General features: G+C 72.6%; 21 protein-coding genes. 15 read left to right on the top strand and 6 right to left on the bottom strand.

What is annotated here, in order from left to right; translation table 11 throughout:
- On the bottom strand, positions 1–444 hold the full coding sequence (locus tag ACZ5DC_RS03295; RefSeq protein WP_171151158.1) for an SRPBCC family protein: 444 nt from the start codon (positions 442–444) through the stop codon (positions 1–3).
- Between the two features lie 134 nt (positions 445–578).
- Between ACZ5DC_RS03295 and ACZ5DC_RS03290 the strand changes: the two genes are divergently transcribed.
- The 3 genes from ACZ5DC_RS03290 to ACZ5DC_RS03280 all read left to right on the top strand — a co-directional run bounded on the left by ACZ5DC_RS03290 (position 579) and on the right by ACZ5DC_RS03280 (position 2,568).
- Positions 579–1,622, top strand: a complete 1,044-nt coding sequence (locus tag ACZ5DC_RS03290; protein WP_468648868.1) for an Rv2578c family radical SAM protein — start codon at positions 579–581, stop codon at positions 1,620–1,622.
- A gap of 275 nt (positions 1,623–1,897) precedes the next feature.
- A complete protein-coding gene (locus ACZ5DC_RS03285) occupies positions 1,898–2,053 on the top strand; it encodes a hypothetical protein (RefSeq protein ID WP_468648866.1) in 156 nt (51 codons plus the stop codon).
- 20 nt (positions 2,054–2,073) lie between these two features.
- Complete coding sequence (locus ACZ5DC_RS03280) at positions 2,074–2,568, top strand: GNAT family N-acetyltransferase (RefSeq protein WP_468649914.1); 495 nt, start codon at positions 2,074–2,076, stop codon at positions 2,566–2,568.
- Between the two features lie 5 nt (positions 2,569–2,573).
- Here the strand turns inward: ACZ5DC_RS03280 and ACZ5DC_RS03275 are convergent, their stop codons facing one another.
- A complete protein-coding gene (locus tag ACZ5DC_RS03275; RefSeq protein WP_366752529.1) occupies positions 2,574–3,155 on the bottom strand; it encodes an adenylosuccinate lyase in 582 nt (193 codons plus the stop codon).
- Positions 3,156–3,539: 384 nt separating this feature from the next.
- Here ACZ5DC_RS03275 and ACZ5DC_RS03270 point away from each other — a divergent pair, with 384 nt between their 5' ends.
- The 9 genes from ACZ5DC_RS03270 to pssA all read left to right on the top strand — a co-directional run bounded on the left by ACZ5DC_RS03270 (position 3,540) and on the right by pssA (position 14,460).
- On the top strand, positions 3,540–5,345 hold the full coding sequence (locus ACZ5DC_RS03270; protein WP_468648863.1) for a 3-hydroxyacyl-CoA dehydrogenase family protein: 1,806 nt from the start codon (positions 3,540–3,542) through the stop codon (positions 5,343–5,345).
- Between the two features lie 142 nt (positions 5,346–5,487).
- Positions 5,488–6,324, top strand: a complete 837-nt coding sequence (locus ACZ5DC_RS03265; RefSeq protein WP_468648861.1) for a TetR family transcriptional regulator — start codon at positions 5,488–5,490, stop codon at positions 6,322–6,324.
- Between the two features lie 397 nt (positions 6,325–6,721).
- A complete protein-coding gene (gene ccrA / locus ACZ5DC_RS03260; RefSeq protein ID WP_468649912.1) occupies positions 6,722–8,059 on the top strand; it encodes a crotonyl-CoA carboxylase/reductase in 1,338 nt (445 codons plus the stop codon).
- Positions 8,060–8,076: 17 nt separating this feature from the next.
- Positions 8,077–10,104, top strand: a complete 2,028-nt coding sequence (locus ACZ5DC_RS03255) for a protein meaA (protein WP_468648859.1) — start codon at positions 8,077–8,079, stop codon at positions 10,102–10,104.
- The gene (locus ACZ5DC_RS03250; RefSeq protein ID WP_468648857.1) at positions 10,101–11,066 is read left to right on the top strand and encodes an HpcH/HpaI aldolase/citrate lyase family protein; all 966 of its coding nucleotides are present in this window, start codon (positions 10,101–10,103) and stop codon (positions 11,064–11,066) included. The genes ACZ5DC_RS03255 and ACZ5DC_RS03250 overlap by 4 nt, the downstream gene beginning before the upstream one ends.
- A gap of 5 nt (positions 11,067–11,071) precedes the next feature.
- Positions 11,072–11,584 (top strand): MaoC family dehydratase, encoded by a 513-nt coding sequence (locus ACZ5DC_RS03245; protein WP_366752533.1) that lies wholly within the window; start codon positions 11,072–11,074, stop codon positions 11,582–11,584.
- 2 nt (positions 11,585–11,586) lie between these two features.
- On the top strand, positions 11,587–12,792 hold the full coding sequence (locus tag ACZ5DC_RS03240; protein ID WP_468648855.1) for an acyl-CoA dehydrogenase family protein: 1,206 nt from the start codon (positions 11,587–11,589) through the stop codon (positions 12,790–12,792).
- A gap of 170 nt (positions 12,793–12,962) precedes the next feature.
- Positions 12,963–13,619, top strand: a complete 657-nt coding sequence (locus ACZ5DC_RS03235) for a phosphatidylserine decarboxylase (protein ID WP_366752535.1) — start codon at positions 12,963–12,965, stop codon at positions 13,617–13,619.
- 22 nt (positions 13,620–13,641) lie between these two features.
- Complete coding sequence (gene pssA / locus ACZ5DC_RS03230; RefSeq protein WP_365941804.1) at positions 13,642–14,460, top strand: CDP-diacylglycerol--serine O-phosphatidyltransferase; 819 nt, start codon at positions 13,642–13,644, stop codon at positions 14,458–14,460.
- Positions 14,461–15,087: 627 nt separating this feature from the next.
- Here the strand turns inward: pssA and ACZ5DC_RS03225 are convergent.
- Positions 15,088–16,224, bottom strand: coding sequence for a glycerate kinase (locus ACZ5DC_RS03225; protein WP_468648852.1), 1,137 nt, complete (start codon positions 16,222–16,224; stop codon positions 15,088–15,090).
- Between the two features lie 166 nt (positions 16,225–16,390).
- Here ACZ5DC_RS03225 and ACZ5DC_RS03220 point away from each other — a divergent pair, with 166 nt between their 5' ends.
- From ACZ5DC_RS03220 to ACZ5DC_RS03210, 3 genes are all read left to right on the top strand, one after another.
- Positions 16,391–17,464 carry an ADP-ribosylglycohydrolase family protein gene (locus tag ACZ5DC_RS03220; protein ID WP_468648850.1) on the top strand — a complete coding sequence of 358 codons (1,074 nt, stop codon included), beginning with the start codon at positions 16,391–16,393 and terminating at the stop codon, positions 17,462–17,464.
- 28 nt (positions 17,465–17,492) lie between these two features.
- Positions 17,493–17,987: an NUDIX domain-containing protein gene (locus ACZ5DC_RS03215; RefSeq protein WP_468648848.1), complete on the top strand. Its 495-nt coding sequence runs from the start codon at positions 17,493–17,495 to the stop codon at positions 17,985–17,987.
- Between the two features lie 125 nt (positions 17,988–18,112).
- Positions 18,113–18,838, top strand: coding sequence for an SIR2 family NAD-dependent protein deacylase (locus ACZ5DC_RS03210; RefSeq protein ID WP_468648846.1), 726 nt, complete (start codon positions 18,113–18,115; stop codon positions 18,836–18,838).
- Positions 18,839–18,876: 38 nt separating this feature from the next.
- Here ACZ5DC_RS03210 and ACZ5DC_RS03205 read toward each other — a convergent pair whose 3' ends face one another.
- The 3 genes from ACZ5DC_RS03205 to ACZ5DC_RS03195 form a co-directional block, all read right to left on the bottom strand.
- On the bottom strand, positions 18,877–19,368 hold the full coding sequence (locus ACZ5DC_RS03205) for a methylated-DNA--[protein]-cysteine S-methyltransferase (protein ID WP_468648844.1): 492 nt from the start codon (positions 19,366–19,368) through the stop codon (positions 18,877–18,879).
- 9 nt (positions 19,369–19,377) lie between these two features.
- Complete coding sequence (locus tag ACZ5DC_RS03200) at positions 19,378–20,856, bottom strand: AlkA N-terminal domain-containing protein (RefSeq protein WP_366752541.1); 1,479 nt, start codon at positions 20,854–20,856, stop codon at positions 19,378–19,380.
- Positions 20,857–20,943: 87 nt separating this feature from the next.
- Positions 20,944–21,816, bottom strand: coding sequence for a methylenetetrahydrofolate reductase (locus ACZ5DC_RS03195; protein WP_468648841.1), 873 nt, complete (start codon positions 21,814–21,816; stop codon positions 20,944–20,946).
- Between the last annotated feature and the right edge of the window lie 493 nt (positions 21,817–22,309).

The following is a 22,309-nucleotide window of genomic DNA, read 5'->3' as shown; positions in this document are numbered from 1 at the left end:
CTACTTCTCGACCTCGGCGGCGAGCCTGGCGAGCAGGGCGTCGTAGATCCGGCCGAGGCCCTTGGGCGCGAACGTCTTCTCGAAGAAGCCGCCGATGCCGCCGGCGCCCTGCCAGGTGGTGGTGACGACCACGCGCGAGGAGCCCTCGCCGGCGGGGGTGACGCGCCAGGTGGTGACCATGGAGGAGTTGCGGTCCTTCTCGACGAGCTCGCCGTCGGTGGGCTCGCTGACCTCCAGCAGGCAGTCGCGCACCCGCTTGCTGGTGGCCTGGAGCTTCCAGTGGACGAGGGTGCCCTCGCCGTCGCCGCCCTCGCGCACCTCGTACTCGCTGAACTGCTCGGGCAGCAGCCTCTGCCGCGTGCCGCGGTAGTCGGCGAGGGCGTCGAACACCTTCTCCGCGTCCGCCGCGACGACCCGCTCCGTAGTGGCCTCGACCTGCGCCATTGCGTTCCTCCACGACCTGGTTCCTCGGGGTTGGGGCAAGCCAACCACCCCGGCGCCCGGCCGCCCAAATCGGGGTCCGCACGATCATGGGAACGTTTGTTCTATTGTGTGGGCAGTGCGAGCGAGGAGGCGTCATGCGCTGGGAGAACCTCACAGACGAGAACGAACACGGGCGGGCCGCCGACACGGCGCTGTTCGGCGCGGACGCCGTCACCACCCGGACGTTCGACACGCCCGAGTTCCAGGGCATCACCTTCCACGAGGTCCGGGCGCGCTCGGTGCTGAACCGGGTGCCGGGCGCCTCCCGCATGCCGTTCGAGTGGACGGTCAACCCCTACCGGGGCTGCACGCACGCGTGCGTCTACTGTTTCGCCCGCAAGACGCACAGCTACCTGGACCTGGACACGGGCCTCGGCTTCGACTCCCAGATCGTGGTCAAGATCAACGCGCCCGAGGTGCTGCGCCGCCAGCTCGGCTCCCGCCGCTGGCAGGGCGACCACGTGGCGATGGGCACCAACGTCGACTGCTACCAGCGCGCCGAGGGCCGCTACCGGCTGATGCCCGGCATCATCTCCGCGCTCACCGACCACGCGAACCCGTTCTCGATCCTCACCAAGGGCACCCTGATCCTGCGCGACCTGGACCTGCTGGTCCGGGCGGCGCAGGTGACGGACGTGGGCGTCTCGGTCTCCGTGGGCTTCCTGGACGCCGGGCTGTGGCGCACGGTGGAGCCGGGCACGCCCGCGCCCGAACGCCGGCTGGACGTCGTGCGCGCCTTCGGGGAGCACGGGATCGGCTGCGGGGTGCTGATGGCGCCGGTGATCCCGTTCCTGAGCGACCACCCGGCCCAGCTGCGGGCCACGGTGCGGGCCATCGCGGCGGCCGGGGCCACCTCGGTCACACCGCTGGTGCTGCACCTGCGCCCCGGCGCCCGCGAGTGGTTCATGCACTGGCTCGGGCAGCACCATCCGCATCTGGTGCGGCGGTACGAACGGCTGTACGCGGAGGGCGCCTACGCGCCCAAGTGGTACCAGCGCCGGATCACGCGCCAGGTGCACGAGCTGGCGCAGGAGTACGGCATCGGGCCCGCGCGCGCGGGACTGGCCCGCCGGATCCGCCCGGCCGAACCGGCGCCGGCCCCCACCGGGGAGGAGCCGGTCCAGCTCAGCCTCATGTGAGGACGCCCGGGCGCGTCGTCCGTCCGAAGTCCCCCGACCCGGCACCGCCGCAGGGCACGGCGGCGTCGCCGGCCTCCCGCGGCTCGACCCCGCACGGACTGCCGGGCTTGTGCGGGTAGCCGGCGCGTCCGGCGCCGGACACCTCGAACGACCCGTCGAAGCCTGTGCCTTCGCCCGTGGACGACGGTCGGGCCCCTGGCGCCTCACCCGACCTCGCCGGGCGACGTGCCCCCTCCGCCCGGGGCGTTGTCAGTGGGGTGGGTCATCATGGGGCCATGAGCGAGACGACCCGGGACGGTCGTGGACCGGTCCGCATCCCCGCCCCGGCCGGGGTGTTCCCCGCCGCCCGGTGCACGCGCGCGGTGACGGCGGCCGGCCGCCTCGTCGCGGTGTCCGGCCGGCCCGCCCTCGACGCGGTGGTGGCCGGGTGAGCGCCCTGACGGTCCGGGAGATGACCCTCGCCGACTGCGACCGCGTCTCGGAGATACGGGTCCGCGGCTGGCGGCACGCCTACCGGGGGCTCATGCCGCAGCCGTACCTGGACCGGCTCAGTGTCACGGCGGACGCCGAGCGGCGCCGGGCCCGGTTCGCCGAGGGGAACGGCTCCGTGGTGAACCTGGTCGCCGAGCGGGACGGCGCGGTGGTCGGGTGGGCGGCGCACGGGCCGTACCGGGACGGCGGGACCCACACCGGCGACGCCGAGCTGTACGCGCTCTACGTGGACCCGGCCCGGCTCGGCGGCGGGATCGGGCGGGCCCTGCTGGCCGAGTCGGCCGAGCGGTGCCGGGCGCATCCCCGCATGCTCCTGTGGGTCCTCAAGGACAACGCCCCCGCCCGCCGCTTCTACGAGCGCGCGGGGTTCCGGCCCGACGGGGCCGAGGAGCCCTTCGAGGTGGACGGCGTACCGGTGCCCGAGGTGCGGTACGTGCGGACGCCGGGCGGCTGACCGGATCAGCTCGGCTGCTGCTCCGGTATCCGCGCCAGCGCGCGCACCGCGGCCTCGGCGAGCGCGGGGTGCGCGAGGGCCTCGGTGAGGACCCGCCGGGCGCGGGCGTCACCGAGCGTGCCCAGACCCTCCACGCAGGCGAGGGCCACCCGGCGGTAGGGGTCGTGCGGGCGCAGCCGCCGCTCCAGCGTGGTGATCAGAGCGGGCACGGACTCCGGGGCGCGCAGGGCGACCAGGAGCCGTACCGGGTGCAGGGCGTAGGCGACGCGGAGCTCGTTGGTGGCGAGGGCCGCGGCGGCCCGGGCCGTGCGGGGGTCGCCCAGCCGGGCGAGGGCGTGCGCGGCGGAGGCGCAGCGCGGCGGGTCGCGGTGATTGAGCAGCAGCACCAGGGACTCGAAGGCGCGCCGGTCGCCGGCCCGGCCGAGGCGGAACGCGGCCAGCTCCCTGGCCCACAGGGGCTGTCCGGGCGCGGTGAGCACCTCCGCCAGTTCGCCGTGGTCCCCGGTGGCCAGCAGGTGCTCGAACGCGGCCGAGCCGCCCGACTCCTGCCGTAAGCGCTCCGTGAGCGCTCGCAACTCTTCGTCCACGAGGTCCAGCGTAGGGGGGTGGCGGCGCAGGGGGGAGCTACCTCACAAAGTCGTTTCCGGCCCGGGGACTAGCGCGCTCGTTACCCGCCGGTTAAGCTCATACGAGCGAGTAACCCTCTCGCACTCCGCTGGCGACGGTCTGGTGACGCGGCCGTCGCGAGCGAGCAGGTCGGTTCGGTACGCCGTGTGTACCGCAGTACGACCCGGCTTCGGGACAGAGCCGGTCGGAAGTTCTGCCGCTCCCGGGCGTGTGCGCGCCCGTGGCACCGGCGCCCCGGGCGTGTGCGCTCGCAGCCCGGCAACACCCGCACCCTCCCGCTCCGTGGTGGGCCCCCGGCGCACCCGGCGCGCTCATCGTCGTCACCTCATTCCTGGAGTCCCGCGATGGCCACTCCCCTGTCCGACTCAGCTCTGTCCCCGCTCAAGACGATCGCCGTGGTCGGCCTCGGCACCATGGGCACCGGCATCACCGAGGTCCTCGCGAAGGCCGGCCGCGAGGTGATCGGCATCGACATCAGCGAGGCGCGGACCGCCCAGGCCCTCGCCGCGCTGGAGGCCGCCACCGCCCGCGCCGTGGCGCGCGGCCGGCTCACCGAGCAGGAGCGCGCCCGCGCGCTGGCCCGGGTCCGCACCGCGACCGACCTCACCGCGGCGGCCGACGCCGACCTCGTCATCGAGGTGGCCCCGGAGTCGTACGAGATCAAGCACCAGATCTTCCGCGAGCTGGACGGCATCGTCCGCCCGGAGACGATCCTGGCGACCGGCACCAACGCGCTGTCGGTGACCCGGCTGGCAGCCGACTCCGCCCGTCCCGAGCGCGTCCTCGGCCTGCACTTCTTCAACCCGGCACCCGCGATGCGGCTGGTGGAGGTCGTCTCCTCGGTGCTGACCGCGCCGCAGGCCGTGGCCGCCGTCACCGACCTCGCGATCGAGCTGGGCAAGGAGCCGGTCGCGGTCGGCGACCGCCCCGGCTTCGTCGCGGACGGGCTGCTCTTCGGCTACCTCAACCAGGCCGCCGCCATGTACGAGGCCCGGTACGCCTCCCGCGAGGACATCGACGCCGCCATGCGGCTCGGCTGCGGCCTGCCCATGGGCCCGCTCGCCCTGCTGGACCTGATCGGCGTCGACACCGCGCGGACGGTCCTGGAGGCCATGTACGCCGAGTCCCGGGACCGGCTGCACGCCCCCGCGCCCATCCTCAAGCAGCTCAGCGAGGCGGGCCTGACCGGCCGCAAGGCGGGGCGCGGTTTCTACACCTACGAGGCGCCGGGCAGCGGGACGGTGGTGCCGGACGCGCTGACCCCGGCGGCGGCCGCCTCCCCGGTCGCGGGCCGCGAGGTGCGCTCGGTGGGCGTCGCCGGCTCCGGCACCATGGCCTCCGGCATCGCCGAGGTGTTCGCCAAGGCCGGCTACGACGTCGTCCTGGCCGCCCGCGGCGAGGAGAAGGCGCAGGCCGCCAAGGCCCGCATCGGCACGTCGCTCTCCCGTTCCGTCGGCAAGGGCCGGCTGACCGCCGAGGCCGCCGCGCGGATCCTGGACCGGATCACGCCGGCGGGCTCCTACGACGCCTTCGCCGAGGTCGACCTGGCGGTCGAGGCGATCGCCGAGGACCTGGAGGTCAAGCGGCAGCTGTTCGCCACGCTGGACAAGGTGTGCAAGCCGGGCGCGGTCCTGGCCACCACCACCTCGTCGCTGCCCGTCGTCGCCTGCGCCCGCGCCACCTCGCGCCCGCAGGACGTGATCGGCATGCACTTCTTCAACCCGGCGCCGGCGATGAAGCTGGTCGAGGTCGTGCGGACGGTGCTGACGGCGGACGACGTCCACGCGACCGTGCGCGAGGTCTGCGCGAAGACCGGGAAGCACGCGGTGGACTGCGGCGACCGCGCCGGTTTCATCGTGAACGCGCTGCTGTTCCCGTACCTCAACAACGCGATCAAGATGGTGCAGGAGCACTACGCGTCCCTCGACGACATCGACGCGGCGATGAAGCTGGGCGGCGGTTACCCGATGGGCCCGTTCGAACTGCTGGACGTGGTCGGGCTGGACGTCTCGCTGGCCATCGAGAAGGTGCTGCACCGGGAGTTCCGCGACCCCGGTCTCGCCCCGGCGCCGCTGCTGGAGCACCTGGTGGCCGCGGGCTGCCTCGGCCGCAAGACCGGCCGCGGCTTCCGCGAGTATGCCCGCCGCTGACGGCGTCGGCGACCGGTCCCGGACGGAGCCGGAGTGGGGCGGGCTGCTCGACCCGGGCGGCCCTGCCCCGCCCGCCCGGCGCGGCGGCCCCGCGTCCCCCGGGGGCGGGGAGCACCCCGGACCTGCGCATCGGGCCACGCGCATGCAGTACGTTCGGGTCATGTCCCAGCCCGCCAAGTCCTCACGTACACCAGCTACGCCCGACGCGCCGGAGAGTGCCGCAGGCAGCCGCGCGGCCGCCCAGCGGCTCAAGATGCGCCGGGAACTGGCGGCAGCAGCCATGGAGCTGTTCGCGACCAAGGGGTACGAGGCCACCACCGTCGACGAGATCGCCGCCGCCGCCGGGGTCGCCCGGCGCACCTTCTTCCGCCACTTCCGCTCCAAGGAAGAGGCGATCTTCCCGGACCACGACGACACGCTGATCCGCGCGGAGGCGGTCCTCAACGCCGCGCCCGCGCACGAGCACCCGCTCGACACCGTGTGCCGGGGCATCAAGGAAGTCATGAAGATGTACGCGGCGCGGCCGGAGATTTCGGTCGCCCGCTACAAGCTCACGCGCGAGGTGCCCACCCTGCGCGAGGCCGAGATCGCCTCCGTGGCCCGCTACGAGCGCCTGTTCACGCGGTACCTGCTCGGCCACTTCGACGAGCACGCGCACGCCGACGACGCCAACGACGATCCGCTGCTGGCCGAGGTCGCCGCCTCCGCGGTCGTCACCGCGCACAACCACGTCCTCAGGCGCTGGCTGCGGGCGGGCGGGCAGGGGGACGTGGAGGCCCAGCTGGACCACGCCTTCGCCATCGTGCGCAAGACCTTCGGCACGGGGATCGGGGCCGGCCGCGGCACGGCCCCCCGGCCGGCCGTCCCCGCGCCCGCGACGGCCTCCGCCGAGGGCGAGGTGCTGGTGACCGTCGCCCGCACCGACGCGCCCCTGGACGAGGTCATGCGCACCATCGAACAGGCCCTCAAGGAACGCTGACCCGCCCTTCCCCGCTGTGACGACGGCCACCCCTCCGGGTGGCCGTTTTCACATGTCAGCGCCCTTTTTGACCCGCCCGGAAAGAGCCGTTCGATCGATCATCGCTCATCTGTCAGGTAAAGAATTCATCTGAGAGCAAGTTCTGGCACTCAGTGCCTTGCGAGGTGACACGCGGTGTCATACGTTGAAGGAGTCCGGGCTGTCCCCGCAGACCATCACCTGCGCGCCCGGACGCCTGCGTCACAGGCAACCTCCCGCGCCACAAAGCGCTGCCGAAGCACCACCGAGCCGAACCGACGGCACACCCTCACCACCCTCAGCAGCACTGACAGCACCGACGAATCCTTTAGGCGCCCCTCCCTCAGGGCGCTCACCCGCCGGAGGCAACACCGTGACCGTGAAGGACATCCTGGACGCGATCCAGTCGCAGGACGCCACGTCCGCCGACTACGCCGCCCTGCCGCTCCCCGACTCCTACCGGGCGATCACCGTCCACAAGGACGAGACGGAGATGTTCGCGGGCCTGGAGACCCGCGACAAGGACCCGCGCAAGTCGATCCACCTGGACGAGGTCCCCGTGCCCGAGCTGGGCCCGGGCGAGGCCCTGGTGGCCGTCATGGCCTCCTCGGTGAACTACAACTCGGTGTGGACCTCGATCTTCGAGCCGGTGTCGACGTTCGCCTTCCTGGAGCGCTACGGCAGGCTGTCGCCGCTGACCAAGCGGCACGACCTGCCGTACCACATCATCGGCTCCGACCTCGCGGGCGTCGTCCTGCGCACCGGCCCCGGCGTCAACGCCTGGCAGCCCGGTGACGAGGTCGTCGCGCACTGCCTGAGCGTCGAGCTGGAGTCGCCCGACGGCCACGACGACACCATGCTCGACCCCGAGCAGCGCATCTGGGGCTTCGAGACCAACTTCGGCGGCCTCGCGGAGATCGCGCTGGTCAAGACGAACCAGCTGATGCCGAAGCCGAAGCACCTCAGCTGGGAGGAGGCCGCGGCGCCGGGCCTGGTGAACTCCACCGCCTACCGCCAGCTGGTCTCCCGCAACGGCGCCGCCATGAAGCAGGGCGACAACGTCCTGATCTGGGGCGCGAGCGGCGGGCTCGGCTCGTACGCCACGCAGTTCGCGCTCGCCGGCGGCGCCAACCCGATCTGTGTCGTCTCCTCGCCCCAGAAGGCGGAGATCTGCCGCTCGATGGGCGCCGAGGCGATCATCGACCGCACCGCCGAGGGCTACAGGTTCTGGAAGGACGAGCACACCCAGGACCCCAAGGAGTGGAAGCGCTTCGGCAAGCGCATCCGCGAACTGACCGGCGGCGAGGACATCGACATCGTCTTCGAGCACCCCGGCCGCGAGACCTTCGGCGCCTCCGTCTACGTCACCCGCAAGGGCGGCACCATCACCACCTGCGCCTCGACCTCGGGCTACATGCACGAGTACGACAACCGCTACCTGTGGATGTCCCTGAAGCGCATCATCGGCTCGCACTTCGCCAACTACCGCGAGGCGTACGAGGCCAACCGCCTGATCGCCAAGGGCAGGATCCACCCGACGCTCTCCAAGGTCTACTCCCTGGAGGAGACCGGCCAGGCGGCCTACGACGTCCACCGCAACCTGCACCAGGGCAAGGTCGGCGTGCTGTGCCTCGCCCCCGAGGAGGGCCTGGGCGTGCGCGACGAGGAGATGCGCGCCCGGCACATCGACGCCATCAACCGCTTCCGGAACGTCTGAGAGCCGGGAGGTCACAGATGACAGAGCGCCAGAAGGACCGGCCGTGGCTGATGCGGACGTACGCCGGTCACTCCACGGCGGAGGCGTCCAACGAGCTGTACCGGCGCAACCTCGCCAAGGGCCAGACCGGCCTGTCGGTGGCGTTCGACCTGCCGACGCAGACCGGCTACGACCCCGACCACATCCTCGCGCGCGGCGAGGTCGGCCGGGTGGGCGTGCCCGTCGCGCACCTCGGTGACATGCGCCGGCTGTTCCAGGACATCCCCCTGGAGCAGATGAACACCTCGATGACCATCAACGCCACCGCCATGTGGCTGCTGGCGCTCTACCAGGTCGTCGCGGAGGAGCAGGGCGCGGACATCACCAAGCTCCAGGGCACGACCCAGAACGACATCGTCAAGGAGTACCTGTCCCGGGGCACCCATGTGTTCCCGCCGGAACCCTCGCTCCGCCTGACGACGGACATGATCGCGTACACGGTCTCCCACATCCCGAAGTGGAACCCGATCAACATCTGCAGCTACCACCTGCAGGAGGCCGGGGCCACGCCGGTGCAGGAGATCGCGTACGCGATGTCCACCGCCATCGCCGTCCTCGACGCCGTGCGCGACTCCGGTCAGGTGCCGCCGGAGCGCATGGGGGACGTCGTCGCCCGTATCTCCTTCTTCGTGAACGCGGGCGTCCGCTTTATCGAGGAGATGTGCAAGATGCGCGCCTTCGGCCGCATCTGGGACAAGGTCACCCATGAGCGGTACGGCATCGAGGACCCCAAGCAGCGCCGGTTCCGGTACGGCGTCCAGGTCAACTCGCTGGGCCTGACCGAGGCGCAGCCGGAGAACAACGTCCAGCGGATCGTCCTGGAGATGCTGGCGGTCACCCTCTCCAAGGACGCACGCGCGCGTGCCGTGCAGCTTCCCGCCTGGAACGAGGCGCTGGGCCTGCCCCGGCCCTGGGACCAGCAGTGGAGCCTGCGCATCCAGCAGGTCCTCGCCTACGAGAGCGACCTGCTGGAGTACGACGACATCTTCGAGGGGTCGAAGGTGATCGAGGCCAAGGTGGACCAGCTTGTCGAGGACACCCTGGCGGAGATCGGCCGCATCCAGGAGATGGGCGGCGCGCTGGCCGCCGTGGAGTCCGGTTACCTCAAGTCGCAGCTGGTCGCCTCGCACGCCGAGCGCCGGGCGCGGATCGAGTCCGGCGAGGAGAAGATCGTCGGCGTCAACGTCTTCGAGGGCACCGAGCCCAGCCCGCTCACCGCCGACCTGGACACCGCCATCATGACGGTCGACCCGGCGGTCGAGGCCCGCGTCATCGACTCCCTCCAGCGCTGGCGGGACACCCGCTACCAGCCGCCCTTCAACCACCCGCGTCCCTGCAAGGCGCTGGAGCGGCTGAAGGAGGCCGCCAAGGGCACCGACAACCTGATGGAGGCGACCCTGGAGTGCGCCCGCGCCGGGGTCACCACCGGCGAGTGGGCGGGCGCCCTGCGCGAGGTGTTCGGCGAGTACCGGGCGCCCACCGGGGTCTCCTCCGCGCCGGTGGCCGTCGCCGCCGAGGCCGGCTCGGCGCTCGCCGGGGTCCGCGCCAGGGTGGACGCCACCGCCCGTGAGCTGGGCGTCGGCAAACTGCGTTTCCTGGTCGGCAAGCCGGGTCTGGACGGGCACTCCAACGGCGCCGAGCAGATCGCCGTCCGCGCGCGGGACGCCGGCTTCGAGGTGGTGTACCAGGGCATCCGGCTGACCCCCGAGCAGATCGTGGACGCGGCCCTGGCCGAGGACGTGCACGCCGTGGGCCTGTCGATCCTGTCCGGCTCGCACGCCCGGCTGGTCCCCGATGTGCTCCAGCGGCTGCGTGTGGCCGGTGCCACAGATATACCGGTGATCGCCGGTGGCATCATCCCAGGCGGTGACGCCGAACAGCTGAGGGAAGCCGGCGTGGCCGCCGTCTTCACCCCGAAGGACTTCGACATCACCGGGATCATCGGCCGCATCGTCGACGAGATCCGCACAGCGAACAAGCTCGACCCCCTGGAGGTCCCCGCATGACCACCCCCGTCAACCGCCTTCGCCCGCGGCGTTCCTGCCTGGCCGTACCGGGCAGCAACCCGCGCTTCCTGGAGAAGGCGCAGGGCCTCCCCGCGGACCAGGTCTTCCTGGACCTGGAGGACGCGTGCGCGCCGCTCGCCAAGCCCGAGGCGCGGCACACCATCGTCAAGTTCCTCAACAAGGGCGACTGGACGGGCAAGACGCGGGTGGTCCGGGTCAACGACTGGACGACCGAATGGACGTACCGCGACGTCGTCACGGTGGTGGAGGGCGCGGGTCCGAACCTGGACTGCATCATGCTGCCGAAGGTGCAGAACGCCCAGCAGGTCGTCGCCCTGGACCTGCTGCTGACGCAGATCGAGAAGACGATGGGCTTCGAGGTCGGCCGGATCGGCATCGAGGCGCAGATCGAGAACGCGCAGGGCCTGAACAACGTCAACGAGATCGCGCAGGCCTCCCCGCGCGTCGAGACCATCATCTTCGGCCCGGCCGACTTCATGGCCTCCATCAACATGAAGTCCCTGGTCGTGGGCGAGCAGCCGCCCGGCTACCCGGCGGACGCCTACCACTACATCCTGATGAAGATCCTGATGGCCGCCCGCGCCAACGACCTCCAGGCGATCGACGGCCCCTACCTGCAGATCCGCAACGTCGACGGCTTCCGCGAGGTCGCCGGCCGCGCCGCCGCGCTGGGCTTCGACGGCAAGTGGGTGCTGCACCCCGGTCAGGTCGACGCCGCCAACGAGGTCTTCTCGCCGTCGCAGGAGGACTACGACCACGCCGAGCTGATCCTGGACGCGTACGACTACTACACGTCCGAGGCGGGCGGCAAGAAGGGCTCCGCGATGCTCGGCGACGAGATGATCGACGAGGCCAGCCGCAAGATGGCGCTGGTCATCGCCGGCAAGGGCCGCGCCGCCGGCATGCGGCGCACCAGCACGTTCGAGATCCCGGAGGCGTGACGGCGATGCAGTTCGGACGCACGTACGAGGAGTTCGAGGTCGGGGCGACGTACAAGCACTGGCCGGGCAAGACGGTCACGGAGTACGACGACCACCTGTTCTGTCTCCTCACCATGAACCACCACCCGCTCCACATGGACGCCAACTACGCCGAGAACACGACCGACTTCGGCAAGAACGTGGTGGTCGGGAACTACGTCTACTCCCTGCTGCTCGGCATGTCCGTCCCGGACGTCTCCGGCAAGGCGATCGCCAACCTGGAGATCGAGTCGCTCCGGCACGTGGCGCCGACCTTCCACGGCGACACCGTCTACGGCGAGACGACCGTGCTGGACAAGTGGCCGTCGAAGTCGAAGGACGACCGCGGGATCGTCTACGTCGAGACCAAGGGCTACAAGCAGGACGGCACCCTGGTGTGCGTCTTCCGCCGCAAGGTGATGGTGCCCACCGAGACGTACATCAAGGAGCGCGGCGGCGAGCAGCCGGGCCGCCCCGAGCTCAAGGAGCAGGAGAAGTAGCCATGGCCCGTCTCGCCCAGACCGCCGGTCTGACCGACGTCCAGCAGGAGATCCTCTCCACCGTCCGGGACTTTGTCGACAAAGAGATCATCCCGGTCGCGACCGAGCTGGAGCACCGCGACGAGTACCCGCAGCAGATCGTGGACGGCCTGAAGGAGCTCGGCCTCTTCGGCCTGATGATCCCCGAGGAGTACGGCGGCCTGGGCGAGTCGCTGCTCACCTACGCGCTGTGCGTGGAGGAGATCGCCCGCGGCTGGATGTCGGTGTCCGGCATCATCAACACGCACTTCATCGTCGCGTACATGCTCAAGCAGCACGGCACGCAGGAGCAGAAGGACCACTTCCTGCCCAGGATGGCGGCCGGCGACATCCGGGGCGCCTTCTCGATGTCGGAGCCCGGACTGGGCTCGGACGTGTCGGCGATCACGTCGAAGGCGGTCAGGGACGGCGAGGAGTACGTCCTGAACGGCCAGAAGATGTGGCTGACGAACGGCGGCACGTCCTCGCTCGTGGCCGTGCTGGTCCGCAGTGACGAAGGACACCCCGAGGGCACGGCGCCGCACAAGTCGATGACGACCTTCCTGATCGAGAAGGAGCCGGGCTTCGGCGAGGTCCGCCCGGGCCTCACCATCCCCGGCAAGATCGACAAGATGGGCTACAAGGGCGTCGACACGACCGAGCTGATCATGGACGGACTGCGCGTGCCGGCCGATCGGGTGCTCGGCGGGGTCACCGGCCGAGGTTTTTACCAAATGATGGACGGCGTCGAGGTGGGTCGCGTCAATGTGGCGGCGCGTGGCTGCGGCGTCGCCCAGCGTGCCTTCGAACTGGGCGTCCGGTACGCCCAGCAGCGGCACACGTTCGGCAAGCCGATCGCCCAGCACCAGGCCATCCAGTTCAAGCTGGCGGAGATGGCGACCAAGGTCGAGGCCGCGCATGCGATGATGGTCAACGCGGCACGCAAAAAGGATTCCGGGGAACGAAACGACCTCGAAGCGGGGATGGCGAAGTACCTCGCCTCCGAGTACTGCAAGGAGGTCGTGGAGGATGCCTTCCGGATCCACGGCGGCTACGGCTTCTCCAAGGAGTACGAGATCGAGCGCCTCTACCGCGAGGCCCCGATGCTGCTCATCGGTGAAGGTACCGCCGAGATCCAGAAAATGATCATCGGGCGCAGGCTGCTCGAAGAGTATCGGTTCCAGGGCTGATTGTCCGGGTACGGGGTGTTTTCTTCGAGAAGAAGATCACACCCCGTAGACACTCTTCAGCCGCCGACTCGGCTTCCTGGCTTGCCCAGTTGTGGCCCGCGCCCGGTACGATCCCGGGAAAGCCGCCGTCCCCCGTCAGAGCGCGGCATCATCCGCTACGAAGGTCATCCATGCCCCACAGCCAAACCTCTGCACCTCGCGACAGCCGAGCCGGCGTACGCCTCGCGCGCGGAGCATCGCCGTGGCTTCTCCCGACCGTCGCCACCGCAGCCCTCAGCCTGGCCCGCGCTCGCCGCTCGGGCGTCGCCAAGGCCGTCGCCGTGCCCGCCACCGCGCTCGCGGCGGGCATGCTGTGGTTCTTCCGCGACCCCGAGCGTGAGATCGCCCCGGGCCGGGTCATCTCGCCCGCCGACGGTGTGGTGCAGAGCATCATGCCGTGGAAGGACGGGCGTACCCGCGTCGCCATCTTCATGAGCCCGCTCAACGTCCACGTCAACCGCGCGCCCCTCGCGGGCACCGTGACGTCCGTCGAGCACGTCCCCGGCGGCTTCGTTCCCGCTTTCAACAAGGAGAGCGAGAACAACGAGCGCGTAGTCTGGCATTTCGACACCGAACTCGGCGACATCGAGATGATCCAGATCGCCGGCGCGGTGGCCCGCCGCATCGTGCCCTACATCCCGCGGGGCACGAAGGTCGAGCAGGGCGACCGCATCGGTCTGATCCGCTTCGGCTCGCGTGTCGACCTCTACCTGCCCGAGGGCGTGGAGGTCGCGGTCGAGGTCGGCCAGAAGACCGTGGCTGGGGTGACTCGCATTGACCGTGATTGATCCGGAGACCCAGGCGGGCTGGGTGCCCGAGGCGGACGAGGTGGACGACGAGGAGGAGATGCCTCTTTCTCTCCGCCTGTCGATAGCGGACACCCTGACGCTGGGCAACGCCACGTGCGGCTTCATGGCGGTGTACTTCACCACCACCGGCATCCTGATCCCGCACCTCACCGGCAGCCAGGAGTCCGGCATGGCCCGCCACAGCGCGGCCACGGCGGTCATCCTGATGCTCTGCGCGGCGGTCTTCGACCTGTTCGACGGGCTGGTGGCCCGCAAGCTGCGCTCGTCGCCGATGGGCGCGGAGCTGGACAACCTGTCCGACCTGATCAGCTTCGGGCTGGCCCCCGCGTACTTCGTCCTCGTCTACGGCATGGTCGCGGACGACGCGCACCAGCGGGTGGCGGCGGTGGGCGCGATCGTGGTGCTGCTCGCCGTGGTGCTGAGACTGGCCCGCTTCAGCTGCGTGACCATGAAGGACGGCGTGTTCCAGGGCATGCCCTCGCCGTTCGGCGCGCTGACGGTCGTCTCGATCGTGCTGCTGGAGCTGCCGTTCGTGGCGACGCTGCTGGCGATCCTCGGGACCGCGTGGCTGATGGTGAGCCGGGTGGAGTACCCGAAGCCGCGGGGGCGTCTCGCGGGCGCGATGCTCTCCTGGATCGTGCTGTCGATGGGACTGCTGGCGGCGTGGGCCTTCGACGCGCCCAGCGGACAGCTGCTCCTCCAGACGGGCTGCGCGCTGCAGCTGGTGATGGGCGCGGTGATTCCGCTGTTCGCCACCGCGCGGCGGGTGAACAACTTCCGCGACAACCGTCGTGAGGCCCGGGCGGCGCAGTTGCCGTAGCGGCGCGGGCAGGCGTACGACGAAGGGCCCTTACCCGGGTGGGTAGGGGCCCTTCGCTCGTGCTCGCACACCCTGAAGGGCCGCGCCCCGGACGCCCGGCTCGGTGGGCCGCAAAGGCGCCGCGCCGGGCGGCCCGGTGGGTCAGGCTCGACGGGTGCCCGCCGGACCCACCGGGCCGGCCAACGGCCGACGGGTGGGCGGCACCGCAGGTCCGAGGGCTGCGCCCCAGGGCCTCAGCCCAGGTGGTCCTCGGCCAGCCTCGCCGCCACCCGCTCCAGGATCGGCCCCGCGCCCGCGACACACCGGGCACCGGGCCGACCGACGCGTGGGCGACACCGCAGGTCCGAGGGCCGCCCCAGGGCCTCAGCCCAGGTGATCCTCGGCCAGCCTCACCGCGACCCGCTCCAGGACCGGCCCCGCGCCCGCGACACACCGGGCACCGGGCCGACCGACGCGTGGGCAGCACCGGAGGTCCGAGGGCTGCGCCCCAGGGCCTCAGCCCAGGTGATCCTCGGCCAGCCTCACCGCGACCCGCTCCAGGATCGGACCCGCGCCCGCGACACACCGGACACCGGGCCGGCCGACGCGTGGGCGGCACCGCAGGTCCGAGGGCTGCGCCCCAGAGCCTCAGCCCAGGTGATCCTCGGCCAGCCGCGCCGCGACCCGCTCCAGGATCGGACCCGCGTCCGCGATGCACCGGGCGACGTCGGGCTCGACGGATGTCAGGGGGTAGGCCCGGGCGATACCGGCCCGCAGCAGCGCCTCCGCCGGCAGCGCCAGCCGCCCGCACACCGCCACGACCTCCTTGCCCGCCGCCCGCGCCGCCGCGGCGACCCCCGCCGGCGCCTTGCCGTGCAGCGTCTGCTCGTCCAGCGACCCCTCCCCGGTGATCACCAGCGAGGCCCGCTCCAGGGCGGGCGCGAAGCCCAGCACGTCCAGCATCACCTCGATGCCGGGGCGGAACCGCGCACCGAGCAGCAGGGCGCCGTAGCCGATGCCCCCGGCCGCGCCCGCGCCCGGCGCCGCCGCGTACTCGGCGGCCCGCGGCCCGGTCTCGGCCTCCAGCACCTTCGCGAAGCGGGCCAGCGCCGCGTCCAGCGTCTCCACGTCGTCCGGCGAGGCCCCCTTCTGCGGGCCGTACACCGCCGACGCGCCCTTCGGGCCGGTCAGCGGGTTGTCGACGTCGCTGGCCAGCACCAGCTCGACCGAGGACAGCCGCGGATCGAGACCGGACAGGTCCGCCCGCGCGAGGCCGGCGAGTCCGCCGCCGCCCGGCGGCACCGGCTCGCCCTCCTCGGTCAGGAACCGCGCGCCCAGCGCGGACAGCATGCCCGCGCCGCCGTCCGTCGTGGCGCTGCCGCCGACGCCGAACACGATCGTCCGCGCACCCGCGTCCAGCGCGGCGCGCAGCAGCTCCCCGGAGCCGTACGTCGAGGCGGTCAGCGGCGCGAAGACCCCGGCGGGCAGCCGTTGCAAGCCGCTCGCCTCGGCCATCTCCACCACCGCGGTGCCGCCGCGCAGCGCGAACGCGGCCGTGACCTCCTCGCCCAGCGGCCCGGCGACCCGCACCTCCCGGCGCTCGAAACCGGCCGCGACCGCCGCGTCCACGGTCCCGTCGCCGCCGTCGGCCACGGGCAGCGCCTCCACCTGGAGATCCGGCACGACCCGGCGCAGCCCGGCCGTCACCCGCTCGGCGACCTGCACGGCCGTCAGCGAGCCCTTGAACTTGTCCGCGGCGATGAGCACCCGACGGGTCTCGTTCACTGCAGCGTCCGCCACCTTGTCTTCCCCTTGCTCTCCGGGCCCCGCGCACGTCGGGGCCAGTCGCGCCGCTGCGACCATAACCGCAGGACGCCCCCGCCGTCATGCCCCGCCCGGACCCTGGTCGAGCAGCGGGGAGCCGGCCGCTCGAAGTGGGTACACCCCTGCCATGAGCACCCAGCGCAGCGGTCCGGACCTCGCCGACCGCGTCCACGGCGGCTGGCTCGGCCGGATCGCGGGCAACATGCTCGGCAAGCCGGTGGAGCAGGGCGAGGTGTGGACGCGCGACCGCATCGACCGCTATCTGCGCCGGGCCGCGGCCCTGCCGCTGACCGACTACCTGCCCGAGCCGGCCGACGCGGAGGAGGCCGCCGTACTGCGCCCGGAGTGGCGCGCTTGCGTGCGCGGCCGGATCCACGGCAGCTGCCGGGACGACGACGTCGACTACGCGATCCTCGGCCTGCACCTGCTGGAGACCCACGGCTTCGGCTTCAGCACCGAGCAGGTCGGCGACCTGTGGCTGCTCAGGCTGCCGTACCTGCAGACGTTCACGGCGGAGCGGGCCGCGTACCGCAACCTCGCCAACGGGCTGAAACCGCCGCTGACGGCGACGTACGACAATCCCTGCCAGGAGTGGATCGGCGCGCTGATCCGCGCCGACGTCTACGGCTGGACCTGCCCCGGCGATCCTGTCCGGGCCGCCGGCCTGGCCCGCCGGGACGCCGTGCTCTCGCACACCGGCAACGGCGTGTACGGCGCGATGTGGGCCGCCGCGCTGATCTCGGCGGCGTTCACCGCCCCGGGCGTCCGGGACGCCCTGGAGACCGCGCTCTCGGTCGTCCCGGCGAGCAGCCGACTGGCCCGCACCGTGCGGCGGGTGGCGAGTCTGCACGAGGCCCGGCTGCCCTGGGAGGAGACATTGGCCACTGTGTCCGCGGAGACCGCGGGGCTCGGCTGGATCCACACGGTCCCGAACGCCGCCGTCCTCACCGCCGGACTGCTCTACGGCGACGGCGACTTCACCCGGACCATCGCCCTGACCGTGCGCGGCGGCCTGGACACCGACTCCAACGGGGCGACGGCCGGTTCGGTGGCCGGGGTCCTCACCGGGGCAGCGGCCATTCCGGCGCGCTGGCGGGACCCGCTGGAGGACACGGTGCGCAGCGCGGTGTTCGGCTTCGACGGCGTGCGGATCAGCGCGCTGGCCGAACGCACCCTGCGCCTGGCGACGAGCGGGACGTAGCCGGCGGCCGGCTGGTTACCCTTCCCTGATGACCACCACCCAGGATTTCGCCACGTACATCGCCGGCCTGCCCCGCATCCTCGCCGGGGCCGCCGCCCTCTTCCGGGACGCCGGGGGGCGGGTGCTGCTCGTCGAACCCAACTACCGTGACGGCTGGGCCCTCCCGGGCGGGACCATCGAGTCCGACGACGGGGAGACGCCGCGCCAGGGCGCCCGCCGGGAGACGCTGGAGGAAATCGGGCTCGACCGGGAACTCGGGCGGCTGCTGGCCGTGGACTGGGTGCACGGCACGGGCCGGCCGCCGCTGGTGGCGTACCTGTACGACGGCGGTGTCCTGACCGGGGACGAGCTGAAGGCCATCCGTCTGCAGGAGGAGGAACTGCTGTCCTGGCGCCTGGTCGCCCGCGAGGACCTCACCGCCCATCTGCCCGGGGCGCTGGGCCGCCGCGTGCTGGCCGCGCTGGACGTCCTCGCGGACGGCTCGGGCACGGCGGAGCTGGAGAACGGCCACCGGGTGGCCTGACCGCCCGGCCCGCCGTACGACCGCCCGGCCCCCCGAGTCGCGCGGACGACGCCTTCGACGGCGTCCCGCGGTCCCGGTGGTTATCCGCTCGCGGCGGCCGTGCCGCGCGCCCTACCCTCGATGGCATGGCCAAGCCCCTCGTCGCCCTGCTCAGCGGGGCCGGTATCTCCACCGACTCCGGCATCCCGGACTACCGCGGGCCGAACGGACTGTGGCGGCGCGATCCGGAGGCCGAGAAGCTCGTGACGTACGAGTACTACATGACGGACCCGGAGATCCGGCGGCGGTCCTGGCAGATGCGCCGGGAGAACCGGACGCTGCAGGCCCGGCCGAACGCGGCGCACCGGGCCGTCGCCGAGCTGGAGAGGTCCGGGGTCCCGGTCCGGGTCATCACGCAGAACGTGGACGGCCTGCACCAGCTCGCCGGTATGCCCGCCCGCAAGGTGCTCGAACTCCACGGCAGCGCCCGCGGCGTGGTGTGCACCGGGTGCGGGGCCCGGGGGCCGATGGAGGACGCCCTCGCCCGGGTGGAGGCCGGCGAGGCGGACCCGCCGTGCCTGGAGTGCGGCGGCATCCTGAAGTCGGCGACGGTGATGTTCGGCGAGCGGCTGGATCCGGTGGTCCTCGGGCAGGCCGTGGCGGTGACCAAGGCCTGCCAGGTGTTCATCGCCGTGGGCAGCAGCCTCCAGGTGCAGCCCGCCGCCGGACTCGCCGGCGTGGCCGCCGACCACGGCGCTCGCCTCGTCATCGTGAACGCCGAGCCCACGCCCTACGACGACCGGGCCGACGAGGTCGTCCGGGAGCCTATCGGCACCGCGCTGCCCGCGCTCCTGCGCACGCTGAGCGGCTGAGGGGCCCGTCCTGCGCCGTCGGCGGGGCCGGACCGGGGTCAGAACAGCACGGCCCCCCGTTCGAAGTCCAGCAGGCGGCGCTTGCGGTCGAGGCCGCCGCCGTAGCCGGTGAGGCTGCCGTCGGAGCCGATGACACGGTGGCAGGGGACGATGATGCCCACGGGGTTGCGGCCGTTGGCGAGGCCCACGGCGCGGGAGGCCCGTGGGTTGCCGAGGGCGTCGGCCAGTTCGCCGTAGGTGCGGGTCTCGCCGTACGGGATGGCGGTGAGCTGCTGCCAGACGCAGCGCTGGAACGGTGTGCCGTGCAGGCCGAGCCGTACGGTGAACTCCTTGATCTCGCCCGCGAAGTACGCCGTCAGCTGCTCGGCCGTCTCGGCGAAGACGGGCAGGCTGTCGTCGCGCGGGCCGAACCGCTCCTCGCCGGGGCGGTGCCGCTGGTCCACCATGTACAGGCCGCACAGGGCGCCGTCGGCGTCGGCGACGAGGGTGAGCGGCTCGTACGGGCTGTCGATCACGGTGTGGCGGTTCATCGGAGCCCTTCAGGCCGGGAGGAAGTTGATCGGGTGGCTGTCCGTCGCCCACAGGTACTGCACCGCGTACGACCGCCAGGGCCGCCACGTCTCCGCGCGGGCGGTGAGCGCGGCCGGGGTGGCCGGCAGGCCCAGCTCCTTCGCGGCGCGCCGGATGCCGAGGTCGGTGGGGAGGAAGGCGTCGGGGTCGCCGAGGGCGCGCATGGCGATGACGTCCACCGTCCAGGGCCCGAAGCCGGGCAGCGCGAGCAGCCGGGCCCTCGCCTCCGCCCAGTCGGCCTCCACGCCCAACTGCAGTCCGCCGTCGGCGAGTTCGCGGACGAGAGTGGTGAAGGTGGTGCGCCGGGTCCGGGGCATCGCCAGGGTCTCCGGGTCGACGGCGGCCAGTGCCTCGGGTGAGGGGAAGAGGTGGGTGAGACCGCCCTCGGGGTCGTCCAGGGGCTTGCCGTGCGCGGTGACCAGGCGGGCGGCGTGGGTGCGGGCGGCGGCCGTGGAGACCTGCTGTCCGAGCACGGCCCGGACGGCGAACTCCGCCTCGTCGACCGTGCGCGGCACCCGGCGGCCCGGGGCCCGGTCGACCAGGGGCGCGAGGGACGGGTCGGTGCGCAGATGGCCGTCGACCGCCAGCGGGTCGGCGTCCAGGTCGAGCAGCCGGCGGCAGCGGCTGATGGCCACGGTCAGGTCGCGCAGGTCGCTCAGGGTGAGGCGGCAGGCGATGTGGTCGGGGCGGGGCGCGAGCGCGGCGATGCCGTGGCCGTACGGCAGTCGCAGGGTGCGGCGGTAGGCGCCGTCGCGCCACTCCTCGACACCGGGTACGGCGGTGGCGGCGAGGTGGCCGAAGAGGTTGGACGGGTTCAGCGGGGCGCGGAACGGCAGCCGCAGGGAGAGCACGCCGGGGGTGCCCGCGCCGCTCTTCGGGGCCCGGGCGCGCAGCTCGCTCGGGGGCAGGGCGAAGACCTCGCGGACGGTGTCGTTGAAGGCGCGGACGGAGGCGAATCCGGCCGCGAACGCGATCTCCGCCATCGGCAGGGCCGTGGTCTCGATGAGCAGCCGCGCGGTCTGGGCCCGCTGCGCGCGGGCGAGCGCGAGCGGGCCGGCGCCCAGCTCGGCGAGGAGCTGGCGCTCCACCTGCCGGGTGCTGTAGCCGAGCCGGGCGGCGAGTCCGGGCACGCCCTCGCGGTCCACGACCCCGTCCGCGATCAGCCGCATGGCCCGGGCGACCAGGTCGGCGCGCGCGTTCCACTCCGGGGAGCCGGGGCTGGTGTCGGGGCGGCAGCGCTTGCAGGCCCGGAACCCGGCGTTCTGGCAGGCGGCGGCGCTCGGGTAGAACGTCATGTTCTCCGGCTTGGGCGGCACGACCGGGCAGCTCGGCCGGCAGTAGATCCGGGTGGTCAGGACGGCCGTGAAGAACCATCCGTCGAAGCGCGCGTCCTTGGACCGCACGGCGCGTACGCAGTGCTCCCGGTCGAGGGGCATCCCTGTCTGCATACGTCCAGCATGGCCCACCGCGCGCCCCGGTCGCTGGCGGGAATCCGACATCAATGTGGGCCTAACCAGGGACCCCGGCCGCTTTTCTCATGATCGAGCGGTCGGTCGGGCCTCGCTGGGCCGTTCGGATCCGCGGCGGAAGCGGGTGATCCAGTCGGCGGTGGTCCGCAGGCCGCCGAACGTGTAGAAGTGCACCTTCACCGTGCCGTGCCGGGCAGGGTCGTAGCGGTCGGCCAGTGCGTGCAGGAAGCGGTCCGGGCCGGCCGTGCCCACGAGGTTGGTCAGCGAGAAGCCGTACTTGCGGGCCACGGAGGCGCTGGTGCCGACGCCGAACCGGCTGGCGTAGCGCAGCAGCCGGCGCACCCCCGCCGGTCCGGGGACGCCGACGCGGACGGGCAGGGTCACGCCCCGCGCGCGCAGGGCCTCCAGCCAGGCGAGCACCGGGTCGGCGTCGAAGCCGAACTGGGTGATGACGTCGCCGGTGAACCGGTCGGCCCCGAGGGCCGCGGCCTTGTCCGTGAGCGCCTTCCACAGCAGCCGGTCGGCTATCCCGGGGTGGCCCTCGGGGTACCCGGCGATCCCCACGTGCCGGACGCCGTGGGGCCGCAGCAGCCCGGTGCGCAGGACGGCGAGGGCGTCCTCGTAGGGCCCCTCGGGCCGGGCCGGGTCGCCGCCGACGACGAACACGTTTCCGGCGGTGCCGTCGGCCGTCAGCCCGGCGAGGAACTCCTCCAGGGCGGCCCGGGAGGGCAGGCGGCGGGCGGAGAGGTGCGGTACGGGGACGAAACCGAGCCGTTTGACCGCGCGGGCGGCGGCCAGCCGGGTCCGGGTGTCCTCGCCGGCCAGGAAGGTGATGTTGATCCGGGTGCCGGGCGGGATGCCGTCCCGCGCCTCCTCCAGCCCGGGCACGTCCTTGCCGGTCATCTCCAGCGAGAAGTCGTCCAGCAGCGCGGGGTCCATCGTGTTCCTCGTACTCCTCGTGCTCCTCGTACCGCGACACGGCGCACCGCACCCGCCACGGGCGGGGCGCGGGCCCGGCCGATGATGTCACGTGGGGGCGGTGTTTCCGTGGGCAGGGGCCGGGACGGCCAGTGGGCTGGGGGGACGGCTGGTGGGCTGGGGACGGCCCGGGGCGTGGAAGGTGGGCCGGGGTGAGGCTGGTGGGCCGGGGCGGGCGAAGAGGGGACCCGGGATGCGGCGAGCCGGCGGGAACGGGGCCAGTAGGCCAGGGCGACCGGGCGGCGGGGATGCGGCCAGCCGGTGGGGACAGGGCCTGGGACGGGCACAGGGCCAGTGGGCCGGGGCGGTCGGAGAGGAGACCGGGATGCCGCCAGTCGGCCCGGGGCGCTGAAGTTCCGTCCCGTGCACCGCACCCGGGCCCCGGCACGCGCCGGGCTCCTGCGCATGGGCACGCGATCCGGCTACGGCCTACAGGCCCGTGACCTGGCCCCGT

This window comes from Streptomyces sp. NPDC031445, assembly GCF_055581365.1.
The sequence above is the reverse complement of the archived record's forward strand: the minus strand, read 5'-3'. Positions and strand labels throughout refer to the sequence as shown.